Consider the following 25,245-nt stretch of genomic DNA (forward strand, 5'->3'; position numbering starts at 1 on the left):
AATCAACTTTATGAGTGAGGCGTCATTCACCTCGAAAAATGTGCAAACGGCATGCATTTACGCGTTATGCGGGCGCTACTTTACTATCGGTGAGGCTGGAGCACAAACCGTGCCCTAATTTTTTGCAAAATTCTACTTGGGCACGGTTGACTCGAAATATGCAATTTCTTGAATTACGTTATAAACTAAGTCCATAAAACTAAGTTCATGGAGATGAGAATGCGCACGTTCAACATGCACGAAGCGAAAACTAACCTCTCAAAGCTCATCGATGAGACGGTGAATGGCGGACAGCCGTTCGTTATCGCGAAAGCGGGCAAGCCGTTGGTCAAGGTTGTTAGGATAGACACAGAAGCGGAGAAGCCGCGCAGACGTATTGGATTCATGAAGGGACAGCTGAAGGTGCCTGCTGACTTCGATACGATGGGTGCGGACGCGATTGCTGATATGTTCGAGGGCAAGTCGAAGTGAAGCTTCTTCTCGATACGCGGCTGCTCATCTGGGCGGCGAGCGATGATCCGGCGCTGTGTGAGCAAGCGCGCAGTTTGATCGAAGATCCGAACAACACGCTTTATTTCAGTGTTCAGAGTCTCTGGGAGATCGTCATCAAGAGCTCGCTCCGACGTCCCGATTTCCAACTTGACGCCCGCGTTTTTCGAACGAATCTTCTTGACGCCGGATATAACGAGCTCTCGATCGAGGCTCATCACGCCCTCGAGATACTGCAGCTTCCGCCGATTCACAGAGATCCGTTTGATCGGATGCTGATCGCTCAGGCGATTTCGGAAGGAATCGTGCTGCTTACGCACGATGACATCGTGCGGCAGTACGAGTCTGCCCCGGTGCAGTACGTCTAGTCGCTTCGACTAACGCAAGCAGGATCGTCAAGGCCATCTGCCCGGTTAGGTGTTAGCCGGCGTTGACAGGAATTTCCCCGCAAGCCTTGAGCACCGCTAGAAACGCACAAATCGGCATCGGCGCAATTCGACCCACTCGTTGAGCACGGTGAGCATGAGAGCGCCGATCGTTAAGATGAAGAGCCCAACATTTCGACTCGTATTGCGCCACTGAGCCGCGGTGTATGGGCATTGAAAGGCAGAATGGCGAAAGGCGCATTGAAATCGCGAGCTTTCCGTCAAACCTCGCGCTCCGAAGGGCCTAATATCCTAATCACCTATCGCGTCAACGACGCATCGACCCGAGTGCAGCGCACTCCATTTGCATCAAGCCTCGCGCTCGATGAGCGCAATCTCACTGAAAGGCAGCGACGCTGCCCATTGAGCTGGCCGTGTCATGTCGGAAACTGAGTTCAACCAGAACCGCATGAACGCTAGCCTTTCCAGCAAAACGCAGAACCTCATCGACTGAGAACAACCTCGCACGGACAGTGCGAACGTCAACTTTCCTTTCGTCTCCGGCAATTAGCCAAGCCTGATTCACGCGGTCCCAATTCGAGGCGACCGTGATGAACAAGCTCTTGAGACGGGAAATCACTTGCACCCTCGGTGCGGATTTCTTCATCTCTTTCTGTCGGCCCGCGCAGCCGAAAACAAAATGCGCAACAAGAATTGCTTGGCTCGACGGGCTTGTGCCTGCGGTCAAGTAGCCGTGCTGCGGATTCGTCCGTAGCGGGATCATCGGGCCGCAGTGCTTCCCTGCGCCGGGTGAATCGAAAATCTGATCTCTAAGATCCCGGAAAGCAAAGCGTGCAGTATTCCAACCACCCCGGGACGTTCTTTTGATAGGTGAGAACGTCGCCTTTCAGATCACAGCCGTGAAAATCCAACTCAACTTCTCGACGCTGTTGGACAACGCCGGGCTGCCACAGCGGCTCACGAAAGAACTCACCGAACTATTTCAACACCACCTATCGAAAGCCCATAGCAAGACCCGCGTGACCTCCAACGCGATCTCAATCAAGACACAGACTTACCGCGTGCGCCATCTCATTGCCGGCTTTCGCGAACTCAGAAAGGGCGGCTTCGCGCTCCAATCGCCGTGGAACCTCTCGGAAAAACACATCGCCTATCTGGTTAAACTCTGGGTCACCGACAAGGAACAAGCGCCGGGGACGGTCGAGAACAAGCTCACCTACTGGCGCACGCTTGCAGCGTGGATGAAAAAGCATCAACTCGTGGGAACCGTCGATGACTACATCAAGCGGCCCGACGGATATCGTCGCTACTATGTGGCTCAGGAAGATAAATCGTGGGAAGCGGCCAACGTCGACGTCAACGACGTGATCTCGCGGCTTTGCGAACGCGACCGCTGGGTTGCAATCCAGGTCGAATTGCAGGCGACCTTTGGGCTGCGCGCGCAGGAAAGCATGCTCCTGCGTCCTCTGCAGTGTCTGCGCGTTTCAGGCCACCTCCATGTAATTGACGGCACCAAGGGCGGCAGGCCCCGACTTGTGCCCATCGATGCCGAATGGCAGTACGAGGTGCTTATCCGTGCAGCGAGGCTCGCCAACCCACGCACCGGGTCGATGATTCCCGAGCCTTGGTCGCTTAAGAAATGGTATCGCCATTTCTACCATGTTCTGCAAAAGGAGGGGGTCAGCCGCGCCGGATTGGGCGTAACGGTGCATGGCCTGCGCCACGCGTACCTTCAAAGGATGTACGAGCAAATCACCGGCGTACCGGCGCCCATCAAGAAGGCTGACTACCGGCCCGACCCGGAACTTCATCAAAAGGCCATGCAACAGCTAGTCGAAGCCGCAGGGCATAGTCTTGCAGGGAAGGCGACGGCGTATATCTCGACGTTCGCCACGGCCGAGCGCCTATCGCGACCCGTGATCACGCCCGAACAGGTGATCGCCGCCCTCGCTGCCGCAAACGGCGTCAAATCAGAAGCGGCGAAGAACCTAAAGATATCGAGGCAAGCCCTTTACCGCATCCTTGCCAAGTGCGGACCTTTGCGAGTCGCTTCACCGGGGGATCCCGCGGCCGTGAATCCGCGACCAATCCGAGCGTTTCATGACGACCCGTCTACGGAGCCTGCTAACGGGTCCTGTGATAATCCGGTGCCTGGGCAGTTGTCGCTGCTTGACGATCGGTCGAGCTAACATGAATCTAGCGACAATGATCTCGGCCGCATGATTACGGGGAAGGGCGTCGACCGAGATTGGTCGGCGCCCGGCCGTATGCACGGTCATCGTCGGTAGGCGATCCCTTCCTCATGCGAGCGCTCACGCGGGCGAGACGCTCATTCGGTCCGCAGAAGTCCAAGCGGTCACGATGGACTGCACCGCTCTCCCAAAGCCCGCCAAGGCACACTTCTTTCTCTGGATCTGCTGTGCGCTGCGTGAGTCAGCACAGCGCGCAGAACGATCCCGTAACCGAATGACGGTGCCGTTTCCTTGTTGGTTTCGTTCCAGCCTGTCTGCAGTATTGTCGCGCTCGCTCTCACATGGGAGACCCGTCGCGCGGAGATCGCTTGTCGCGATCGGCTACACCGAACAACGAATATTGCATGTGGCTGAACAGCAGCGACTCCATGCTGCGCCTCGCGCGTCGCCTTGACGTCTATCTACCGGATGGACACAACGGTTTTCGATGTTGAGCTTGCTAATCGTGGACACCCTCGGCCTGCTCATCTCGGCGACCAACGCTATCCGGATAGCGCTCATATCGCAGAATGACGGCGTTTTTCTGCTAGCTTTTCCTCATGCGTCTTTCATAACCCTTTCGCTAAGGGACGCTGCACGGCCTGGTTGCTATCGGGACAACCTCCACCCCATGTGCTGCAACTTGCTTCCTCGCTGAGCTGGTACCTCGTACTGAGCGTCAAACACATGGCCCTCGCGTCTAACTTGAATCATCTTTCTAGTCCCTCGGTTCCTGAGCCGAGGCGGCGGACCGCGGCTCGAGCTTCGCTCTTGAAAGTGCGTTGTACGCCGTTTGCCGTTAAGACAGCGTGTGCACTTTTCAGAGACATGATTGAGTGCGTCGGTTCACCGCCGCTCGCTAGGAATTATCATGATATTTGTGGATCGGCGAAAAGAGATACGAAAACGCATCGCTTTCCAACCTGTAGCTTCTCCTCGAGCGGTTAAAGCCATCCGACGGCAGCGCTTCAAATGGGCGATCTGCCGACATGGTTGTCCGTGCCGATCTGCCCGCCGGTACAGGATGCGTTCTCCTCGCGCGGCACCGCAGTTATAAGCAGCCGCTCGAGGGAACCAGAGTCAGCATCACAATGCCATGCGCAAGTTCGATCGAATCTGCTTTCGACACGCGCGTGCTGCACATTGACGCCGTTGGCGCATGGCTAGTCGGATTCGCTAGCAATATCGAAGCGGTCGCGCCAAACGACGCCGGCCGCATTAGCACATTAAGAATTTTGGGGCAGCGGCTTGCGCTCATCGAGCGCCGCGCGCGGCAGCATTCGCTGGCTGCGGCGAAAGAGCTATCGAATTCGGCGTCATTCCATGCTCTCGATGCTCGCAATCGACTCTACGATTGTTCTTGTTGCACCCCAACGACAAGAGCTGGCTGAACGATTCGCCAGATACAACGGAGCTTCAATCGATGGCAAAACAAACTCCCGCACGCGCTAAAGAGCAGACCACCCCGTTCTTTCCGACCCAAGCTTACCTCGGTTATCCCAAAGATTATGAGAAGGAGCCGGCGCTCAAGAAGCGCCGGCGTGATTACGCCGAGTTTTCGCGGAAGTTGCGAGCCATTCTGGCCCCGTTGCTGGTCAACCGTTACGCTCTCCATGAAGACATGCTCGTGCTCACGAGCAAAGGATTTTCGGGGCAGGGCGTCGACGTGGACTGTGTAGCCGTCACTCGCTTCGGCGTCTTTGTAATCACGCACGTCCCTGTCGTTGGCATCATTTCCTCTTCGCAGAAGGCCAACGAAATGATCGTCCTGAGCGAGTCGGGCGCAGCACATACCTTTCCATGTCCTCTTTGGCGTACGGCACCCGCCGTTCACTTTCTTTCCGCCCTTCTGTCGGATTTGCAATGCCCAGTGCAGGCGATCGCCATCGCCACGCATGAGGCTTGCGCAATCGAACTTGGGGTTCCCACCGCGATCTTCAAACTGCACGAACTGAGTCAGTTCTTGCGGCAAAGTTACGATCGCTACAGTGCCGTCAACTGGTCCTTCTTTGACGTCAACGAGATCAATGCACGTCTACGGAAAGGATGCCAGAGTTGGGATCACGCCGTCGAACAAGCCGAGCGTGACGCGCACCGGTCCTGATAAATAGGGCGAGCGTCGCTCTGGCACGTTGGCACAGACGCGCATTTTTTCATCGCCTTCGTTCCGACGCTTGCGCCGACTACTCGGCGTAAGCGAAAAACGAGCCGTTGGCTGCACGAAGTCGATTTCGCAATATTTCGCAGTTTTCACATGAGAATCAGTGGGTTAGATCCGTGTCGCCAGAGAAAAAAGCAATGCTCTCCGGACGAACTTCTGCCGGACTGACTAACGGTGAAATCGAGAAGGGGGTTACAGCGAAAACAGCGGAGGGGTTTTGGCAGCGAAAGCAGCAAACTGCTGACTTGCGTTTGAAAGACTTGGCGTAAGCGGAAAACGAGCCGTTGGCTACACGCAGTCGATTTCGCAATATTTCTATTTTTTCACATGAAAATCAACGCGTTAGCCGCGTGTCATCACTGAAGAAAGCAATGCTCTCCGGACGAACTTCTGCCGGGCTGACTAACGGTGAAATCGAGAAGGGGGTTACAGCGAAGACAGCGGCGGGGTTTTGGCAGCGAAAGCAGCAAACTGCTGACTTGCGTTTGAAAGACTTGGCGTAAGCGAAAAATGAGCCATTGGCTACACGCAGACGATTTCGCAATATTTCGCAGATTTCACATGAAAATCAACGGGTTAGCTGCGCGTCATCACTGAAAAAAGCAATGCTATCCGGACGAACTTCTGCCGGGCTGACTAACGGTGAAATCGAGAAGGGGGTTACAGCGAAAACAGCGGAGGGGTTTTGTCAGCGAAAGCAGCGAATTGCTGACCTGCGTTTGAAAGTCCAGTCGTCGAAGTCGCAGTGCCTGGATCAATGTCGGATTCTACGGCAACTTTCATTGACGCACAAGCTGCTCTCGAATTTCGCAGCGTCTGGTAGCGGACGCGGTATCCGTCGCCGCTTCCATCATCTTACTGCGATGCACTCGACTCACTTGTTCGATGATCTTAGTAAATATTTTGAAAAGAAAAAAGTTAAAAGAGGGTGTTTTTTATACGGCTTTCGCTCAGATTAAAAAAAGTTTGTGGCGTCATCTTCACAACTCTCTCAGTTTAGCAGCAAGTATGCGATCATCCAGACGCTGAACAAAGGAGACCAGATGAAAACATCAAAAAGACCTTATCGCTTGATAAGCCGTCGCAGTTGCTTACGGCTTGCGCAGAATTTTCAAGAAGGACTCAACGAAGGGAAGTGGAATACGCAACTCGGCGCGTTGAGCACGTTGCGCGTGAGCCAGGGAGATTTGTCGTTGGCATTGCAGCTTCAAGAGTTGCCCAATGAGGTGCTCGACCTATTTGATGACCGCATTGGAATCAGCAGTCACACCGTTCGAGTCATTCGCCATACAATCATTCATGATGGGATCAAAACGGTGCTCGCCCGTATCCGGCAGAGCGGGGCGACCAATGCAAAGCATTCGAATAAAACAGTATTGAAGATTGTTAAAGGCCAAGCACTGAATTCCAAGAAAATGCTGCGCTGGTCGGGGCAAGACCCCGTAAAGATCGTGGCCCGCGTGCTCGATCTGCCTAAAAACATCTCCGACCGCTATCACCTCGGGGTGACGAATGGAGAGTGGGCAAGTTTCAGTGCCTGTGCGAAGGCGCTCGGCGTATCACGACGGAACGTTAGCGTTGCCGTTTCGATTCGGGAGCTTCCCGACGCAGTTCGTCATCTGTTCTATGAGAAGGACCTAACGTTCGCGGTTGGGAAACGACTTCTCACGCTCAAGGACGAACTGGGGCTCGATGAGATGCTTGTACGGGCACGTCGCGTGGAGTCAATGTTCGACGCGAGCGGCCGGACGGCAGCGAACATTCTCTCTGAGCTCAACGCGGAAAATATCCGGCCGTCGGCTTTCACTCGTGTACGCATTAGGAAAGGAAGAGGCCGAAATCGGCTGGTGATCGAATGTAAAGATTCGGAGCTTCTCTGGAAGTACCGTGCTGAGATCGAGAAGTCGATCAGCAAAGTTCTGAAAAAGCGGATTACTAATGCCGAACTTGTTGAGTTTATGCGCGAATTCGGTGGCATCTTCAATAAAGCCCTGCTCGCCCGCGTGCCCAGCACATTTGCGCCCCGTCCCTCCTGAAGATCACATTTAACGATGGGCTGGACGACGGGTCTCGCATGCTTGGATCAACAACCGTCAATCTTGGATGTGCCGAGCGCCGCAGCGACAATGTGCCTTAGCGTTGGGCCAATCAGCGCCAAGCTTCTGTGCGTCATTTCTCGAAAGTGCCGCTATCCGGATAGCGTTGCCGCAGATGATGTCGCCGCAAGTCGTCTCGCGGGAAATGGTTCGATCGACAACCGTCAATCTTGGATGTCAGCCGAGCGTCGCAACGCCGATGGCCCCCAGCGTCGCGCCAATCATTGCTCAGCGATCGGCAACCCATCGCTCATGACTCGCTGTTCGCCGCCAGCATTAACGCATTGGTGCAGGCGCATCGGCGCAGTTTCGTCCTCTCTATGGTCGCGCGTTTACTCACAAAAATCTTGACGTGCGAGGACGCCTGAAAGGCGGAATGTCACTTTACCGATGTGCCGTCAGCGAGGACGTCGCGCGGACACGGAAATGAGGGCTTATTCTCTTCCGCTGCGTGGGCCCACGCAGCGGAATTGGTGATAGGGGAGTGGCTGATTGCGCCATTCCGGTACCATGCGCCTGAGACGCGCTGTTCGACATCGGCTGGAGACTACAAGCCTACCGTCGAGCCACGGGTACTCTGAACCGGAAAACAAGACCCCAATAGCATGCGAGCATTGCATTCATCCGCTCGTTTCGGTCAAAACAATTAGTTATGCGAAGCGCATGCGGAACGTTATGGAGGCCGCGCCTTGACTTCTATTCGTCGCAGGCATGCTGGTTTTGTCAAACCAGTTCTCCACCGCTATGCCAACAAAGAAGCGTCTATGTCATGCGTTACCCGCACAACGAGCGCAAAGCGTCGTTCCTAAGCAGCGTATCTCGCGCCTTATGTGGTCCCGAGCACGCACGCGTGACCCGATGCGCGCGCAACGCACTCGCGCTCGCGGAGCCAAATCATGCGTGCGATAAGGCGGCAACCCATCGCAGGGTCCGGAGCGTCCGACCTGAAGCGGCCCTCACGGTGCGCGGACGCCGAATTGACGCATCTCGAAAGCGTCATACGCCACATCCTAAGCGCGAATGCACAGCCTCTGCCGCTTTACCTTGATCGGTCCTACTGGCTTAGGCGGCTCGAGCGTTTAGAGAAAGAAATCTGCCTTGTCCCCGCACAGATGAGGCGTCTATGCGCCCTTCGAAACCTTCTGAATGCGGAAGCATCATGTCGCCGGGAATGTGCGTGAACGTTCACTGATTGAAACGCGCAAAACCGAAATTATCACGAAGCAATGGGACTCACGCGCCACTATCGGTTGCGCGCGACCTCTGGCTCGATAACCAGGATCGCAAGCAATCTTCGACGTCACGATGCCTATCGCTCAATGTTCTTTGCTCGGTGGGGGCGACACCGAACGAGGATCTGTTAGCAAAGCGTCGTCCATCAACCTGCAGCGCTCTGCCAAGACTGATTGATGACCGCAATAAACCAACAGCGAGAAACGAAATGAGAGATCCAGTTCAGAATCGAGAATCCGCATCCCATTCGTTGAACGATCGAATGCGAAGCGGCGCCGATGACCTCACTCATCGGCAAGAGCCCGATTCGTTCTTTCGCATACGCCGTCGGCGCGTCTGTCGCCGGTTGCGCCGCCGAATCGCGCCCATATTCGACCGCGTATGTGAGAGCCAAGTGCGCTTTCGCGAAGAGCTAACCCTCGAACATGCGCCGGGTACCGCAAACGCGACCACATTGGTCCAATGTCTTGCTGTTACGTCTTTCGGCGTTTTTGTCGTCAACTACTACGATTGGAGGGGCGAGGTCAGGCCCGGGACCAACGAAGATGAACTGCTCGTGATTGATGATTTGGGCGGCGTCACGGTGAACACGTCGCCTCTACGGCGCGCAAAGCCGGCGGTGCGCCATCTACGGTCAGTGCTCTCTCAGCACGATTGTCCGGTCGAGAGCATCGCCATATTCGCGGAGGCGGACTGTCGCCTTCATCCCACGGCACCCGACGGCGTTCTAGCGTTGTCCGATCTACATTACTTTTTGCGCACAAGATTGATCAATTTCCGCGCAACACATGCGCGTTATCTGGACGCAGCGCGACTTGACACCCATATAGATCGGACATGCGGTCATTCCGGCGAGGTCAGCCGCGCTATCGATCCTCGGGCGGTGCTGACCCATCGTTTGAGAAAAAGACGGTGACGCGACGAAGAATCGGAACGAAATACAGCGAAAGCGATATAGCGAAACGAGGCTAATGGTAGGGGAGCGCAGCGTCGTTCCAGCTCGGGCAACCCGCCGCCACAAGGGCGGGTCATATCCCCGTTCCGGATAGAGGCCGGCGCGGGTGCGAGCAAAACCGGAAAGACGCCGTTTTTTGCGAAGCTTTTAGCCTCACTGAGAATGGCTGTCGGTCTATATTGAATTCACCCACCGCGTTTTAACGCATCGACATATCAGGCGAGCGGCTTCTGCTCGTCCGTCACCAGATCTTCATCTCTCGATCCCGGCGGAACTAAAGACACGCTTGCCCTCGCGAGCGCGTCCGACGTGTTGCCACCATTGTCGGTCGCTTTCCTGATGCCGATCAGTCAGACCGGACATTTATCTACAGCGACGACTCGCACGCCGCTGCACCTCTACTTTATTTCCGTCGTGTCTGAGCTTAAGGGGCGATGGGATTAGCTGATAGCGGCGCGCATACCGGCGCCTTCGTTTTTTTAACCGTTGTAGTCCGCTTTTGGCATACCGCCGAAGGCATGCACCTTTCCACCTAAGGAGGTTTTATGAAAGTCGCTGTACTGGAAGTCCGTTATGCAGGCGGTTTGGATCTGACCGATCATGTCGTGGTGCAGACGTCATCCCGTCTCACGCTCTCGCCGCGTCTGAGTGCGTTGCTCGGCATCCTAGAGAAGTCGGAGCGACAGAACAGTATGAGGGTCAAGGTAGACGGAGTCACCTATCGAGTTGAACGCAAACAGGACGGTGAATATGTTTTAGGCGCGAAATTTAGCCTTGGCGAGCGGTGGTTGTCCAGACTGCGACTCTTTGAAGCGCCGACTGAGTCTCAGCGCCGGCTTAATGGACGGTTCGCCCATTTGCTGAGCGCCTGGGCGCTGATCGGTGCAGGCTATTTGGTCTACGCGACGAAGACCTGGGACTTGCGAGTAATCATTGAAACGGCTTTGCTTTGCTTCACATCGCTGACGCTATTTGTGGTCGGGCACATTTGCTTTTCGGACGTTCATACGCCGGGTCGCTAGCCTTGTAGTTCGTCATTGCGCTCGTTGGGTTCGCGGAGCATCGCGCTAGGCCCATTGATCACCAGGCGTGCTGTCAGCGCGCCTGCAATTTTTCGTTGAAGGCTAGCCGCGCCGTACGGCGCGGCTAGCCCCAATCGCCCTGCCAATCACATTCGCTAGGGAACAAAAGAGCGGATCTCATCTTGCACATTTCAGCGCAAGTCGCAGCCTACACGACTGTAACCGTTCGCGCTGTCACTGCAAACACCAGTGTCTAGCCCGCGTCTCGTAGTCGAATAGACGGTTATTTAATTTGCATTGCCAATGAACGGTCGGAAAAAAACATCAAATAACCACTCATCGAAAACGGCGCCGCCGCCGCAGCGCGTAGGAGAAAAATTATGGTCGTAAAGAAGGGATCCGCAGTAACGATGGAGGGGCGAGAAATCGTCGCGGACGAAATCGCCTCTCTCGCTGAAACGAAGGCGTTGAAATGTAAGCGTTGCGGCGCTCCCGTTTCCTACGTGCCGCCACATGCGCGCGAAAACAGAGGTAAGGTTCACTGGGTGAAAGGATACTTCCGTCTGCTTCCGAAATGCACACACGAGAAAACGTGCGTCTTCGACGTCTGCGATAAGGTTGAAGTGATTGCACGTCGGTCGCTCGGTCTCTTGCACGCGCTAGAACAAGAACGCTATTGCTTCCGTCTCCTCGCGTTCAATGATGTGCGCGATTTGACCGCTCCCCGGGCGCACGCGTCACTCCGGCAAGCAATCGGTGCAACGCATCAAACCGGCCCGCTTTTCTCACATGATCCACGAAGTTTTCTATCTGCATACCTTAACACTGCGAAGAGAGTTATTTCACTTCGCGCGCTATGTGGAGATGACAACGAATTGAGGGATCGCCTTAAGTTGGTTTTCAATGGGGCGTCCGTGTGTTGGAACGACTTCTACTATGAGGAGGAGCGTTTCCTTGCAGCCTATCGCTGGACGGGTCAAACATCGGTCTCCTTTCCTGTTGCTCTCGTGGGCCATGTGTTGGCGATCCAGACCATCTCACGCAAGGACCGGTCGTTGTATGTTCTAAAGCTCAAGCGTCCCGCAGCCACGCCTTGCGTCCGTGGTACGAACGTGGGGGAACTAACCCAAGTTGAGGTGTGGACGAGCCGACCCGAATGGCTACGAACGCTTGACGAAGGCGACAAGGTGTTGGTGTTCGGACATTGGCGACACGCCACAGGGCCTACTCATACTCGTCTGCATCGGAGCGGCGACACGGCGTTTCGGAAGATCTTTGAGCGTCGCATGTCAATCTGGTTGTATGCAAACTCCCAGATTGCGAAGATATGTGGACGAACAGCAAAGGCGTAACAGCGCGCTGCGTCGCCAAAGTGTAAGCGCCTTGTCGACCTGATCGGTGTCATCAGCGATGGCGAATCTCGGTCGGTAAGGGCAAAGGGCCAAAGCTGTCTATGCAATCGCTTGCTGTAGCGACGCTTCATACGTGCCTGCGAACCGAGTCAAGGGGCAGCCTCCCGTGATTTTGCTTCCTGCGAAGCGGAGACGCCGAGGAGCCTGAAGGCGCCTGCAAGTCGCCAGAAATCCCGCTTACCTGGACCCATATGACACGTGGCGCGGCTCGCTTCCAAGCGCGGCGACAGATGACGCGGACTGCAGCCTTGCGCCTACACCGCGCGCTAAAGAGAAGTGACCGTCGTGAGTGTCAGAGCCAACGCATTGGCACGTGTGGCAGGCGTTTTGAAGACTCGATAAAAGGGGACAAGGGTATCAAGCGCTCGTATCCGATCTGTGAGTGACGGGAAGCATGGTCTCTACCCCAACTCGTCCTTAAGCAGAAGAACGGAATCAAGCAGGAGCGGGATCGGTCCCACGCAGAGAGCAGCGGGGGTGCAAGGCTGCTCCATCACTTACCGATTATCTTCTTCGCTGCTCTTTCCCGGCCGATGATGGTGCGACGGAGCCGGTATCCGCTTCTCTCCATAGCAAGCGCCGCCGTTACCAACGCGCGCGTTAAAAGCCCACGCCCGCGGCTCGATCGGGTAATAGTGTCCGCATAGGGCGTCTCATCGAATTCGACAGGTTGCGCAGGCATCGTTGGTCCTTTTGTCGAATTCGTCGCGCTCGCCTCGCACTCAGGGGCGATTGATGCGAAAGACGCGTCGGTTTCACGCTGTGAGGGGGGGCCGTCACGAGATTGTGTCGGGTTCCTTCGATGGGCTGCAGCGTTTGTGGGGCGCCCGCAGCCGACGAAACGTCGGATGTGCATCCGAACTGCCTCCGGTCTTCGTCCAAAACGCCTGTCTCGGAGAAGAGGCACCCGGGCTTAATGGAAGAAGAACTTGGCTCAGTTCCTGATCGAATGGCCTGCGGCATTACACTGGTGCCTGCCGTAACGGACGTCGCAGCGGGCGCTGGATGGCTGGTTGGAACGCTATTGCGCAGCGCGTCCTGGGCGAGGCGCTTAAGTAATGACGCTCGTTGCCTTGGATTCGGAACGGCAGACACGGCGCGGAACAAGTCTGGCGTGACAAACTCGTTGATGGTTATCTTTATTTGCAATGAAGTCGTCATGTGGTCATTTCATCGTTGAGTTTCTTCTTTTGCATCAAAGTTGCCTTGCCCGCCGCAGCGAAGAAAACGCTCGAGTTGAGAAGCAGGGAATTGCCGTGGGATTGATCTGCGGTTCATGACGCTGAAGGCTGAAGTCGCACTCCAAGAAAGGGGATAGCGCCTGTGGTCACGAGGCAGGAGCAGTTACTACTCTTGTGATTTCGAGTCTTTGACAGTTCATCGGTGATCATTTGCGATGCAGGGGCTTCTGTGCAATTTGGTTTCATGCCGTCGAGCCGACTCTTCATAGGCAGTCCAGAGCCGACGGTCAGGTGCACTATAACGGGGTATATATGCATGCGAGCGAGCGAAAGCTTTCGAAAAAGGGGTAGCTTTTGAGTTTCGTCTCTCGTTGCTGACTCAACGAGATTGTCCAATGTTCGCTTGCGCCCGGAGTAGGACGTTAAAAGCGAAAGGTGGTCGTCGAAAGTCAATCGTGTCGAGTCATTAACTCCGGTGACCTCGCCGGTTCTACTCGCACCCGTCGTTGGTCCGTTGTCAAGCGTTCAAGAGCCTGGCCTGGTTTGTCCAAAGCAACGCACAATCCTCAAAGCGGTTTGAGATCGCAAACCGCGACATGAGGCACGGTCCGGTTGCGCTATTGGAATCGCCTCGGGAGTCCGATGAGGTGATTGCGCCCACAGCGAGAATCAAACAGCCCGTATGCGATCGCTCGCCTTTTTTTGGTCTAAGCCGGTGTCGCTAGGTTGTTCCCGAAGGGAATCCAACGACGTCGGGGCGACGGTCGGCCCTAGGCCATACCTGGCAGGACGGCTCTTGCTCGGAACCACGCTAGTTTTCTCGGCGCGGACCACATTGCCGGTACAGATGCGCGAGTGCTTGTCTAGGCTTCGCAGCATATTTTCAGAACGGCAACGGCGATAATAACCGCGGCGCAAAATTGAATGCGGCTAGCTCCCGAATTGATTGTCGCGCGTACGCTAGCATTGCGATCGAGAAGAACGTCACTCGTTTCGAGTTTGATCTTTAATTATGCAGTGTTGCGGTTATTCTAAATCAACTGGACTGAGGTCGGTCAGAATTGAATGCGCACATTCAACATCCACGGAGCTAAAGCCACCTTTCAAAATTTTATTGATAAGACTGTGAGCGTCGGACAGGCTTTTGCAGTTTCCAGAGCGGGTAAGTCGTTGGTCACGGTTGTCAGAAGGGGCGGAGAAGCGGAGAACCGGCACAAAGCGAAATTGATTCGTGAATGGCCAACGCTGGGCGCTTGCCGATTTAAAGTGCCAATGAGATGCTGATTTGTTCGAAGGCGCGAAGGAGAGCAGCTTCAGTTTATGCCCATCATTTGGTCGGCCTCGCGAGCGACGACCAGCGCTGTCCGAGCAAGCGCGTGGCCTAATCCAAGATCTAGCCAACATGCCGATTGGGAGAGCCGGCCGGGATGCGTCTTGGCGGACGAATTGGCCATTTCGGTGTGCGGACGATGCGCCGTTGCGATATAGATATTGAATCGCGCGCGTCTAATACGTTCTGCCACATATGGGACCAATCAGACAGCGCCTTGCGTTGGGACGGAAGAAACAGCGTGCGAATTGCCATACTATCAAGACTGCACTAGTGACTGGAGTCGCCGCTGGCGTCTGCCTTCCGACGCTGCATCATTTCGGCGCCGCGGAACCAATAGGGGATGAACGTGCCAGAGCGTTATTTCATTGCACCAAAGTTAATTCTACGCTGAAAGGATACGCAGAATTGAACGGGCAGTCCGCATGGGACTGCACGGGCGCCGTCGAGTGCATTGATTCGATGAGCGGTCGCCGGAGATAGAAAATTTGGCATGAAGATCGGGTAGTGTGACCGCTCGGAGACGTTCTCAATCCTTCGTTGTATCGAAGAGTGTTTGCAACGCAAGTGAGCCGGCTGTCTGGCAACACTCAATTTTCCCTGGTCTTCGATAAAATGAATCGCATCTTCCGACGGCTCAATCGTTAGGTGCTGTTTCGATGTGGCTCCAAGTTATGCTCTGGCGTTAGACGTGAATAGTTGCATATCCACTCAACGACGATTTTCCCGTATCGGCCTGCACCGATGTACCAGACGTATTCGATCGCGGTGCCGCGAGCTCACCTCGAATTCGGATATTTATTAAGTTGTAAAGTCGACATGCGGTAAGCCTGGAGCGATATTAGAGGGAGCGACGCTAAACAGAAGGTGTGTCAAACAATGCAGTGCGTGGCTGTAGAGCTTGGGATAAGCCAGATGTCTCGACTTAAGATGAGCCAGAAGTGCACGTGTGTGGATAGTGCGCTGCCATGGCTTCTCACATCGGAATCAAGTGTCGTTGTAGGAGAAGAAAATTGGTTTGCGATGTTTCAAGCATTCTAATATGAGCGCGCAATCTTAGTCGCGTGAATCATTCGTGTTTCGAGAATTTCAGGCTAAAGCGTTCGGATGCAACGATGCCGGGAAGTCTAGACAATGGGTCAACTTCGCAGTTCGGATACATACGAGTTTCCGTCTTCGCACTTATTGCCGGAATTGCCACCGTCACTAAGGCACGAGCACGCGACGTCACAACACGCGCCTACAGTCCCGAGCGCTTCTTCCGATCAGTGCTGTTCGGCACTGGCGCCGGCGGCGCGAACTTCATAAGCGAAAAGAAAAATAGATTTATTCGCTGCAAGTCCGAAAGGACGCATCATTGTGCCATCTGGGCCACGGTGTATATGATGATGGGGTCGGCAGCACCGCGACAATCCGCGGGGGAGGCTCCAAACGCATCTTCGGCACGACTGAGTCACAATATTTCGGCGCTCGTGTCTTGTCGCTTTAGGTAATGTGTGGAGCACATAACGTTTTTGAACGCGATAATTGGCACTCTTCAGCCACTGATGCAGGCGCAGCGACTTCGCCCAAACGCGGTAAGTCGGCTGGCGATTCTTGAAGACCAGTTCGATGTTGTCGTGCTTTTTCGCCGCGCGCATGACGCCCGCATGGGGGTTGACCACGTAGGCGCGATCGGCGGCGGTCCAGACGGCGATGTCGTCGTGCGAGTTGCCGACGTAGTCGAAGCCTTTTTCGCCGTACGCGGCCACGAGCCGGTCGAGCTTGCGACGCGCCGAGAAATTGACATGCTCGTCGATGGCGAACACGCGATCGAAGATACGGTCGATTCGAACGCGGCAGAAAAATCCACATTCCGGCAGAATTTCGCACGGTAATATTGCGCATCGGTTGACGGAAACATGACGCGCGCCCTGCGGTTGCCGAAAACTGCGACATTGGGGACAATCTCGACGTTTCTCACTCGTCGATGCGGTCCGTTTTCCTTTCGTGGCGCGGACGCCCTTTCTGTCCGATGAACGCGACTGATCCGCAAAGCCAATCGGAAAATCCGTCCGATTCCAACGATTCCATCATCGCTCTTAGCATATCGATCGTGGTCTACCGGCCCGACGCCGCGCTGCTCGCGCGTACCGTCGAGACGCTCGAAGCCGCGCTCGCGCAGTTGCACGACGTCGCGGGGCGCCCGTGCCTGTATCTGATCGACAACGGCAATGCGGGCGAACTGGCCGACCTGCCGACCCCGTCCGACGCCGAATTCGACACCGTCGTGCTCAAAGGGCACGGCAATGTGGGCTACGGGCGCGGCCACAATCTCGCGATCGAGCGCGCGCAAAGCCGCTTTCATCTGATCCTGAATCCGGACGTCGAACTCAATGCCGACGGCCTGCGCCGCGCGCTCGCCTTTCTGCGCGATTCGCCGGAAACGGGCCTGCTCGCGCCGTGGATCGGCGGCGACGACGGCCGTCAGCAGTTCCTCTGCCGCCGTTATCCCGCCGTCCTCGATCTCTTCGTGCGCGGTTTTCTGCCGTCTGCGCTTCGCAGGCCGTTCGCGCGCCGGCTCGCGCGCTACGAGATGCGCGATGTGATCGGCGAGACGAATGTCGTGTGGGATCCGCCGATCGTGAGCGGCTGCTTCATGCTCTTTCGCACCGACGTGCTGAAGTCGCTCGGCGGCTTCGATCCGCGCTATTTCCTCTATTTCGAGGACTACGACCTGAGCCTGCGCACACGCCGCGTGGCGCGCATCGCGTATGTGCCGTCGGTGCGCATCCTGCATCACGGCGGCGGCGCGTCGAAAAAAGGCTCGACGCACATCAAGCTCTTCGTGACCTCGGCGTGCCGCTTTTTCAACCGCTTCGGCTGGAAGTGGCTATGAGCGAAGCCAGCGGGCGCATCGCCATCACCGGCGCGAACGGTTTCGTTGGCCGGGCGGTGAGCCGTGCGTTGCTCGGGCGCGGCATCGCGGCGACGGGCCTCGTGCGGGGCGGCGCGCAGTGCGAGTCCGGCGTCGACGCACGCCGCATCGGCGATCTCGGCGCGCTCACGCCGGACGCGTTCGAAGGCTGCGGCGCGGTCATCCACCTGGCCGCGCGTGTCCACATGATGGGCGACGCCGCCGCGCAGAAGACCTCGGCATCGCAGGCGCTACTGCAAGCGTATCGGACGATCAACGTCGATGGCACGCTCGCCGCCGCCGACGCCGCCCGCCGCGCCGGCGTCACGCGCTTCGTTCTGATGAGCAGCATCAAGGTGCTCGGCGAGCGCGATCCGGGCCGTCCCTTCACCGAAGACGACGCGCGCGATCCGCCGGATGCCTACGGCGTCTCGAAGGCCGAAGCCGAGGTGAAACTGCTCGAATTCGGCAGCCGTACGGGGCTGGAAATCGCCATCGTGAGGCCGCCGCTCGTGTACGGCCCGGGCGTGCGCGCCAATTTCCTCGCGATGATGAACGCGATCGCGCGCGGCATGCCGCTGCCGCTCGGCGCGATCGACGCGCGGCGCAGTCTCGTGTCCGTCGACAATCTCGCGAGCGCGACCATCGAATGCGCGCTCAATCCAGCCGCCGCGGGCCGCGTGTTCCATGTGACCGACGGCTACGATCCGAGCGTGGCGGAGCTTGCGCGCAAGCTCGGCGAGCATCTCGGCAAGCCGGCGCGCCTCGTGCCGGTGCCGGCGAGCGTATTGCGCGGCCTCGCGCGCGTCGCGGGCAAAACGGCGCAGATCGATCGTCTGACGGGTAGTTTGCGCGTCGATTCGCACCGCATCCGCGAGACGCTCGGCTGGCAGGCGCCGCAATCGCTCGACGAAGGACTCGCCGCGACGGCCGCGTGGTTTCGTAACCGTAAGCCATGAAAGCTAAAATACGCGTCAACGTGAATTTCTTTGTTCGTCAGACAGTTAAAGCAAAACTCGACAAACGTTCGCGTATCCTTTGGCTCTCTTCGGAAAACGAGTAGCCAGAACGAACAGGGCCTCGTTTCGACAACTCGATAACACTGCATGCTGCTTTCGTATTTTGAAGCTTCGCCGCTGCTGGCCGCGTCGGCGGTTGCGGTATTGGCGTTCGCCGCGTGCGCGCTGATTCTTCAGACGCTCATCCGCACCGGCCTCGCGTGGCGCCTCGCCACGGACATCCCCAACGAGCGCTCGCTGCACGAACGTCCGACGCCGCGCGTCGGCGGCTGGGGCGTGGTGCCGGTCGCGGTCATCGCGCTCATCGTCGCCGCGCCGTCGATGTGGCTCGTCGCCGCATGCGCCGTCTTCCTCGCCGCGGTCTCGCAGATCGACGACCGGCGCGGCTTGCCCGCGCGCGTGCGCTTCGCGGCGCATATCGTCGCGGTCGTGCTCGTGATCGCTGCGCATCCGGCAAACGTGCCGTGGTGGGCGCTCGCGCTCGTCGGCTTCCTGATGCTGTGGCTCGTCAATCTCTACAACTTCATGGACGGCTCGGACGGGCTCGCCGGCGGCATGGCGCTCTTCGGCTTCGGCGGCTACGCGCTCGCGGCGCTGGCCGGACCCGCGCCGGATGCCGGTCTCGGTCTTGCGAGCACGGCCGTCGCGGGCGCGGCGCTCGGGTTTCTGACGCTCAACTTCCATCCGGCGCGCATTTTCCTCGGCGACGCCGGTTCGATCCCGCTCGGCTTTCTCGCCGGCGCGTTCGGCTATTGGGGCTGGCAGCGGGGCGCGTGGCCGGTCTGGTTCCCGGCGCTGGTGTTCTCGCCGTTCATCGCGGATGCGTCGGTGACGTTGCTGCGGCGTCTCGCGCGCGGCGAAAAATTTTGGCAAGCGCACCGGGAGCATTACTATCAGCGCATGGTGCGCCTCGGAATGGGGCATGCGCGCACCGCGCTCACGTGGTATCTGCTCATGCTGGCAGGCATCGTGCTGGCAAACTGGGCACTGTGGTTTCCCTTCGCGGGGCAGTGGGCGGCAGTGGCGAGCTGGGCAGTCGTGGTTGTGGCAGCGGGCGCGTGGGTCGACTCGCGTTGGCGGCGTCATGAGACGCGCCATTCCGGACAATCTTGAGGGTCCAAGCTGATGAATCGAATAAAAGCATCGTGGCTGTCGGCGGGGGCATTCTTCTTCGATCTGGTGGCGGTCGCCGGGTCATGGCTCGCCGCCTATGTGATCCGCTTCAACGGGGCCGTGCCGCAGGATTTCCGCCACGGCGCGCTCATGGCGCTCTTCTGGGTGCTGCCGGTCTACGGCATCGTGTTCCGCGTCTTCGGCCTTTATCGCGGCATGTGGGTGTTCGCGAGCCTGCCGGACCTGATGCGCATCTCCAAGTCCATCGTGGTGGGCGCGCTCGTGGTCATGGTGGGCGCGGTGATGTCGCAGCCCATGCCGATCATCCCGCGCTCGGTGCTGATCGTCTCGCCGCTTTTGCTGTTCCTCGCGATGGGCGGCGCGCGCGCGCTTTATCGGGCGGGCAAGGAGTTCTATCTGTACGGCGGGCTCGTCGGCCAGGGCAAGCCCGTGATCGTGCTCGGCGCGGGCACGGCGGGCGCGATGCTCGCGCGCGAGCTGGCGCGTTCGAGCGAATGGCGTCTCGTCGGCCTGCTCGACGACGATCCCGCGAAGCAGGGCCGCGAAGTGCTCGGGCACAAGGTACTCGGCTCGTTCGGCGATTTGCCGCGCTTTGCCGAGCAACTGAAGACGGATTACGTGATCATCGCGATTCCGTCGGCCTCGGTGGCCGAGCAGCGGCGCGTGGCCACGCTGTGCGTGCGCGCCGGCGTCAAGGTGATGGTGCTGCCCGCGCTCTCGCCGCTCACCGAAGGCACGAACTTTCTGTCGCGCGTGCGCCAGATCGATCTCGAAGATTTGCTCGGCCGCGAGCCGGTGAAGATCGACATGCCGCACGTCGAGCAACTGCTGCACGGGCGCGTGGTGATGGTGACGGGCGGCGGCGGCTCGATCGGCTCGGAACTCTGCCGCCAGATTCTGCGCTTCTCGCCGGCGCAACTAATCGCCTACGATCTCTCCGAATACGCGATGTACCGGCTCATCGAAGAGCTGCACGAGAAGTTTCCGGAGTGCTCGGTGATCCCGGTCGTCGGCGATGCCAAGGATTCGCTGCTGCTCGATCAGACCATGGCGCGCTTCACGCCGCACATCGTTTTCCATGCGGCGGCCTACAAGCACGTGCCGCTGATGGAAGAGCAGAACGCGTGGCAGGCGGTGCGCAACAACGTGCTCGGCACGCTGCGCGTCGCGCGCGCGGCGATCCGCCACGACGTGCGCCATTTCGTGCTGATCTCCACCGACAAGGCCGTCAACCCGACCAACGTGATGGGCGCCTCCAAGCGTCTCGCCGAGATGGCTTGTCAGGCGCTGCAACAGTCCGCGCCGCGCACGCAGTTCGAAACCGTGCGCTTTGGCAACGTGCTCGGCAGCGCGGGCAGCGTGATTCCGAAGTTCCAGCAGCAGATCGCGAAGGGCGGGCCGGTGACGGTCACGCATCCGGAAATCACACGCTTTTTCATGACGATTCCCGAGGCCGCGCAACTGGTGCTGCAGGCGTCGAGCATGGGGCGCGGCGGCGAAATCTTCATTCTCGACATGGGTCAGCCCGTGAAGATCGTCGATCTCGCGCGCGACCTGATCCGTCTCTACGGCTTCTCGGAAGAGCAGATTCGCATCGTATTCACCGGTTTGCGGCCGGGCGAAAAGCTGTACGAAGAACTGCTGGCGGACGACGAAACCACCACGCGCACGCCGCATCCGAAGCTGCGCATCGCGCAGGCGCGCGGCGTGCCGGATCATTTCATCGACGAACTGCTGCCGTGGCTCATGCAGCATCGCGTGTTGTCGGACGACGAAGTGCGCCGCGACCTGCGCCGCTGGGTGCCGGAGTATCAGACGGCGGCATTGCCCGTGCTGCAGAGCGTGGCGAGCGCGCAAGCCGCGCAGACGGCGCGCCAGCACGGCGCGGCGGGCTGACGCGAAAGGGGTCACGCATGGCGACGCTCGACGAAGTTCATGCGCTGACCCACGCGGGTTCGCTGCTGTCGTCGAGCGGGGAAATCGTGGCGCCGTACGATCTCGAAGTTTCGCATGCCGATGCATCGGGCTTCTCGGCGTTGCCCGAAGGTATCCGCAACATGGGCATCGAACCGTTCGAAGCGGACTACGCGCACGCGAGCCGCGTTCATCTCGTCAATGCGTTCGGCGTCACGCTTGGCGATTCGATCATCGGGCTGTCGGCGCTCGCGGCGATCCGGCGGCGGCATCCGCATCTCGCCTTCACGGTGTATCGTCCGGCGCGCGCGCCGCGTTACGTGCAGCGGCTCTACGAGCTCGCGCGCGGTCTGTGCGATCTCGTCGATCTGCCCGTGCCGCTAGCCAGTCTTCCGGCCGATGAACTGCGCATCGATATCGGCAATCAACTGTTCTGGCCGCGCTTCGCCTCCATGCCGATGATCGATTTCTTCCTTTGGGCGATGGGCGTCGCGCCCGGCAGCATCGCCGCCGAAGACAAGCGCAACCGCTGGCTCGCCGATGTGCCGCTGCCATCGATTTCCAGCGAACCCTGCGCGCTTTTCTGTCCCGACGCGAGCACGCCGGTGCGCAGCATTCCCGCGTCGGCGCGTGCGCGCATCGTCGCGCGGCTCGCGGATGAAACCGGTCTGCCGGTGGCGGGTTTCGGCGCGGTCGATCATCCGCGTTATCGCGACATCGCCCCGCTTTGCGCCAATACCGACGACTTCCTCGCGTGGATCAGGCACGCGCGCTATGTCGTGACGGCGGACACGGCGGCGCTGCACGTCGCGGCGGGCTTCGACGTGCCGACAACCGCCTTTTTCTCGACGATTGCCGCATCGATGCGCGCCCGCGACTACGCGAACTGCGTCGCGGTGGAAATGGATGTGCCGCATCTGCAAGGCATGCACGCCAGCGCGCGGCCGGCGGATCTCGACGCGCTGGAACGCGCCTATCGCGATTACGACTGGCGCGCGATGCCTTTTGCGCGCGATGTTCAGTTCGGCCTGACCTGAAACACAGGCAACCGGCTGTACAGCTCCGCGACCCAGTCGATGAACACGCGCACGCGGCGCGGCTGATGCCGGTTGGCCGCATACAGCACCGACACCACGCGCGGATGCGACGGATATTCCCTGAGCACTTCCGTGAGCGCGCCGCTCTTGATGAGCGGATCGAGCGTATAGCTCGAACTCTGGATCAGCCCCAGCCCCGACACGCCCGCCGCGATATACGAATCGCCGTCGTTCACGGCGATCTTGTGCTTCATCGCGATGGTGCGCGTTTCGCCATCGGCGACGAATTCCCAGTTGCGCACGCGCCCCGAGTTGTTCAGCACGTAGCCGACGGCGAGATGATGATCGAGATCGTCGAGCGATACCGGCTCGCCATGCGTCTCGATGTACTTCGGCGCCGCGCAGGTGATCTGCGTGTACGCGCCGATGCGTTTCGCGACCAGCCCGACGTCGCCGACCGCGCCCACGCGCACGACGCAATCGACGGCTTCCTCGACGAGATCCACTTGCCGGTCGGTCAGCAGCAACTCGACGCCGATATCCGGATACGCCGCGAAGAACTCCGGCAGCGCGGGAATGATGGTGTTTTTCGCCATCACCTGCGGCAGGCTGACTTTCACGTTGCCCTTCGGACTCAGCTTCGAGTGCGACAGCGACGCCTCCATGTCGTCCACTTCGCCGAGCACGCGCACGCAGCGGTCGTAATACGCTTCGCCGTCTTCGGTAATGCTGATGCTGCGCGTCGTGCGGTTGATGAGGCGCGCGCCGAGATGCGCCTCCAGCGCCTGGAGCGTGCGCGAGACGCTCGCGGGCGGCAGGCGCAGGGCGTCGGCGGCTTTGGAAAAACTGCCCGCCTCGACGACGCGCGCAAACACTTTCATTGCAAGGAAGCGATCCATGCTCGGGGTCCGGAAACAAAGATTGTTTTTAGCCGACGATGATACAAGCGATCAGCCGGCTCGCGCCCAATCCCCGCACAACGGCCGTTTCAGAGCCCGATGCCCTGGCAGAACCACCACGAGTAGTGTTCGATCATCCGCTGAAACGGCGCGTGATGGCCGTAGGCGATCGATGAGACGGCGAGAAACCCGAGACCCGCGACGAGCGCGCTCGGCATCTTGCGCGGACGGTCGAAGACGCGCGCGAGGAACATCGCCGCGATGGCCGCGCCGAGCATCCATCCCGCGACGACTTCGGCGGGCGTGTGCGCGTCCTGCATGATGCGGCTCGCCCCGATGGCCGCCGCGAGCGCGAGTCCGCCCGCCGCGCCGAGGCGATACCAGCCGCCGCCCAGCGCGCCGAAGAGCAGGCCGCCCGCGACCGTGTAGATGGACGCGGCGAGCATCGTATGCCCGCTGATCATGCGCATGTCGATGGCGGAGAATTCGAGCCCGCAGCCGGCGTAGAGAATCTTCGAGAGACCCACGAGCCCCATGCCGGCCGCGAGCAGGAGCGCCCAGCGCAGCGCGAGGCGCGTATCGACCGAGCGCAGCCAGAGCGCGCAGACGAGCGCGAGCGGCAGCAAAAGCGCCGCGTCGCCGAGATTCGAAAGCGTCCAGAGTACCTTTGATTCCATGCGAATTTTTGAAGGTCTCGCGGGCGCGAGCGTCATCGGCCGCGAACCCGCTTAAGAAGTGTCGCCCTGTTTCCGGCGGCCTGCCATCCGGTATTCGGTCGGAGAAATGGAAAGCCGCTTGCGGAAGATTTTCGCGAGGCCGTCGCCGCTGCCGGCGCCGCAGCGCCGCGCGATCTTGTCGACGGGCAAGTCGGTCGCGGCGAGCAGCATGCAGCTCGCATCGAGCCGCGCGCGAAGTAAATATTCCGATGGCGTGAGCCCGATCTGCGCCTTGAAGCGGCGCAGGAAATTGCGCTCGCTCATCGCGGCGACGCGTGCGGCATCGGTGATCGAGATCGGCCGCACGTAGTTCTCGCGAATCCAGCGCGCGGCGGCTTCGATCTTCTGGCGCACGCCGCCGCCTTCGGTATCGTCGAGCACGGTGGCGAGCTTTTGCCACGCGCCGGGAATCGAGCGCTCCGACACTTCGCGCGCGACCGCCGCGCCATGATCGCGCTTGACGATCGACAGCGCCGCCGCGATCGGCCCTTTCGGGTCGTCGAGCGTGAGCGTCTGCTCGGCGATGAAAAGCGGGTTCGACAACGTGGACATCAGCGCAGGCGAGGGCGCGCGATCGTCGGCGTCGCCGATGAAATCGAGCGAGCGGTTCTGCACGCTCAGATTCGCCGCGGCGAGCATCAGCGCGCCTTCGCCGATTGCCTTGATGAACGGAATTTTCGGCGCGACGCGGCCGAGGCGCTTCTTCAACGCCGCGTCGTGCCGTGCCTGCCGCGCGCCCGCGCCGCCCGCGATGAAGAGCGCGTCGCACTCGTTCATCCAGCGCGTTTCGAGGCTTTCGGTCCAGATGCGCATCGAGCAACTGCTCGCGACGCTGCCGCCCTCGCTCGACAGAAACATCAGCGAATAGTTGGGCGCATGAGCGGGCTGCCCGGCCTCCGCGGGCAGGCGAACCTGATTCGCGAGCGAGAAGACCTCGGAGATGGAACTGACCTCGACGAGCGAAAAGTCCTCGAAGATCAGAATGCCGATCCGCTTCGCCGCGCTGGCCATCTCGGCGGGCGGCGGGTCGGCGGCTGCCCGCACGACCTGGAGCCTGCCCGTACCATTGGCGTACACCATCGACTTCTCCCCTGTGCGGACCGGGAGCCCGCGTGCGGCGCTCGTTCCGGTCCC

At 59.1% G+C, this 25,245-nt stretch carries 15 protein-coding genes and 1 pseudogene; 11 read left to right on the forward strand and 5 right to left on the reverse strand.

Features of this window, described 5'->3' with window-relative positions; genetic code table 11:
* The first annotated feature begins 219 nt into the window (after positions 1-219).
* Both LY284_RS00550 and LY284_RS00555 read left to right on the forward strand, forming a co-directional pair.
* Positions 220-471, forward strand: coding sequence for a type II toxin-antitoxin system Phd/YefM family antitoxin (locus tag LY284_RS00550; RefSeq protein WP_233384086.1), 252 nt, complete (start codon positions 220-222; stop codon positions 469-471).
* On the forward strand, positions 468-857 hold the full coding sequence (locus LY284_RS00555; protein ID WP_233384089.1) for a type II toxin-antitoxin system VapC family toxin: 390 nt from the start codon (positions 468-470) through the stop codon (positions 855-857). Before LY284_RS00550 ends, LY284_RS00555 begins: the two co-directional genes overlap by 4 nt.
* A gap of 394 nt (positions 858-1,251) precedes the next feature.
* Here LY284_RS00555 and LY284_RS00560 read toward each other — a convergent pair whose 3' ends face one another.
* Positions 1,252-1,602, reverse strand: coding sequence for a hypothetical protein (locus LY284_RS00560; RefSeq protein WP_233384091.1), 351 nt, complete (start codon positions 1,600-1,602; stop codon positions 1,252-1,254).
* Between the two features lie 172 nt (positions 1,603-1,774).
* Between LY284_RS00560 and LY284_RS00565 the strand changes: the two genes are divergently transcribed.
* The 4 genes from LY284_RS00565 to LY284_RS00580 all read left to right on the forward strand — a co-directional run bounded on the left by LY284_RS00565 (position 1,775) and on the right by LY284_RS00580 (position 10,573).
* Positions 1,775-3,064, forward strand: coding sequence for an integrase domain-containing protein (locus LY284_RS00565; RefSeq protein WP_233384100.1), 1,290 nt, complete (start codon positions 1,775-1,777; stop codon positions 3,062-3,064).
* 1,465 nt (positions 3,065-4,529) lie between these two features.
* Entirely contained in the window at positions 4,530-5,210 is a 681-nt protein-coding gene (locus LY284_RS00570) for a hypothetical protein (RefSeq protein ID WP_233384102.1), read from the forward strand.
* Between the two features lie 1,100 nt (positions 5,211-6,310).
* Positions 6,311-7,303, forward strand: coding sequence for a hypothetical protein (locus LY284_RS00575; RefSeq protein ID WP_233384104.1), 993 nt, complete (start codon positions 6,311-6,313; stop codon positions 7,301-7,303).
* 2,793 nt (positions 7,304-10,096) lie between these two features.
* On the forward strand, positions 10,097-10,573 hold the full coding sequence (locus tag LY284_RS00580) for a hypothetical protein (protein WP_233384113.1): 477 nt from the start codon (positions 10,097-10,099) through the stop codon (positions 10,571-10,573).
* A gap of 5,455 nt (positions 10,574-16,028) precedes the next feature.
* Here the strand turns inward: LY284_RS00580 and LY284_RS00585 are convergent.
* A pseudogene (locus LY284_RS00585) lies at positions 16,029-16,316 on the reverse strand (hypothetical protein); the annotation flags it as partial.
* Positions 16,317-16,510: 194 nt separating this feature from the next.
* On the opposite strand from LY284_RS00585, the gene LY284_RS00590 reads away from it, so the two are divergent.
* From LY284_RS00590 to LY284_RS00610, 5 genes are all read left to right on the forward strand, one after another.
* Positions 16,511-17,374 carry a glycosyltransferase family 2 protein gene (locus LY284_RS00590; RefSeq protein ID WP_014192110.1) on the forward strand — a complete coding sequence of 288 codons (864 nt, stop codon included), beginning with the start codon at positions 16,511-16,513 and terminating at the stop codon, positions 17,372-17,374.
* Positions 17,371-18,351, forward strand: coding sequence for an NAD-dependent epimerase/dehydratase family protein (locus LY284_RS00595; protein ID WP_014192109.1), 981 nt, complete (start codon positions 17,371-17,373; stop codon positions 18,349-18,351). Before LY284_RS00590 ends, LY284_RS00595 begins: the two co-directional genes overlap by 4 nt.
* Before the next feature lie 147 nt (positions 18,352-18,498).
* Positions 18,499-19,524, forward strand: coding sequence for a glycosyltransferase family 4 protein (locus LY284_RS00600; protein ID WP_045450935.1), 1,026 nt, complete (start codon positions 18,499-18,501; stop codon positions 19,522-19,524).
* Positions 19,525-19,536: 12 nt separating this feature from the next.
* Positions 19,537-21,441, forward strand: a complete 1,905-nt coding sequence (locus LY284_RS00605) for a nucleoside-diphosphate sugar epimerase/dehydratase (protein ID WP_014192107.1) — start codon at positions 19,537-19,539, stop codon at positions 21,439-21,441.
* Between the two features lie 17 nt (positions 21,442-21,458).
* Positions 21,459-22,496, forward strand: coding sequence for a glycosyltransferase family 9 protein (locus tag LY284_RS00610; protein WP_014192106.1), 1,038 nt, complete (start codon positions 21,459-21,461; stop codon positions 22,494-22,496).
* Here the strand turns inward: LY284_RS00610 and LY284_RS00615 are convergent.
* The 3 genes from LY284_RS00615 to LY284_RS00625 form a co-directional block, all read right to left on the reverse strand.
* Entirely contained in the window at positions 22,478-23,395 is a 918-nt protein-coding gene (locus tag LY284_RS00615) for a LysR family transcriptional regulator (protein ID WP_014192105.1), read from the reverse strand. The two genes, LY284_RS00610 and LY284_RS00615, sit on opposite strands and share 19 nt — an antisense overlap.
* An 89-nt stretch (positions 23,396-23,484) precedes the next feature.
* Positions 23,485-24,072 (reverse strand): phosphatase PAP2 family protein, encoded by a 588-nt coding sequence (locus LY284_RS00620; protein WP_014192104.1) that lies wholly within the window; start codon positions 24,070-24,072, stop codon positions 23,485-23,487.
* 51 nt (positions 24,073-24,123) lie between these two features.
* The gene (locus tag LY284_RS00625; protein WP_041731143.1) at positions 24,124-25,191 is read right to left on the reverse strand and encodes a GlxA family transcriptional regulator; all 1,068 of its coding nucleotides are present in this window, start codon (positions 25,189-25,191) and stop codon (positions 24,124-24,126) included.
* Between the last annotated feature and the right edge of the window lie 54 nt (positions 25,192-25,245).

The organism is Caballeronia sp. PC1 (assembly GCF_021353155.1).
Taxonomy (GTDB): domain Bacteria; phylum Pseudomonadota; class Gammaproteobacteria; order Burkholderiales; family Burkholderiaceae; genus Caballeronia; species Caballeronia cordobensis.

Coding starts and splice junctions, on each gene's coding strand:
- LY284_RS00550 (WP_233384086.1), top strand. CDS start 220: ATGCGCACGTTCAACATGCACGAAGCGAAAACTAACCTCTCAAAGCTC.
- LY284_RS00570 (WP_233384102.1), top strand. CDS start 4,530: ATGGCAAAACAAACTCCCGCACGCGCTAAAGAGCAGACCACCCCGTTC.
- LY284_RS00575 (WP_233384104.1), top strand. CDS start 6,311: ATGAAAACATCAAAAAGACCTTATCGCTTGATAAGCCGTCGCAGTTGC.
- LY284_RS00580 (WP_233384113.1), top strand. CDS start 10,097: ATGAAAGTCGCTGTACTGGAAGTCCGTTATGCAGGCGGTTTGGATCTG.
- LY284_RS00590 (WP_014192110.1), top strand. CDS start 16,511: ATGAACGCGACTGATCCGCAAAGCCAATCGGAAAATCCGTCCGATTCC.
- LY284_RS00595 (WP_014192109.1), top strand. CDS start 17,371: ATGAGCGAAGCCAGCGGGCGCATCGCCATCACCGGCGCGAACGGTTTC.
- LY284_RS00600 (WP_045450935.1), top strand. CDS start 18,499: ATGCTGCTTTCGTATTTTGAAGCTTCGCCGCTGCTGGCCGCGTCGGCG.
- LY284_RS00605 (WP_014192107.1), top strand. CDS start 19,537: ATGAATCGAATAAAAGCATCGTGGCTGTCGGCGGGGGCATTCTTCTTC.
- LY284_RS00610 (WP_014192106.1), top strand. CDS start 21,459: ATGGCGACGCTCGACGAAGTTCATGCGCTGACCCACGCGGGTTCGCTG.
- LY284_RS00615 (WP_014192105.1), bottom strand. CDS start 23,395: ATGGATCGCTTCCTTGCAATGAAAGTGTTTGCGCGCGTCGTCGAGGCG.
- LY284_RS00620 (WP_014192104.1), bottom strand. CDS start 24,072: ATGGAATCAAAGGTACTCTGGACGCTTTCGAATCTCGGCGACGCGGCG.
- LY284_RS00625 (WP_041731143.1), bottom strand. CDS start 25,191: ATGGTGTACGCCAATGGTACGGGCAGGCTCCAGGTCGTGCGGGCAGCC.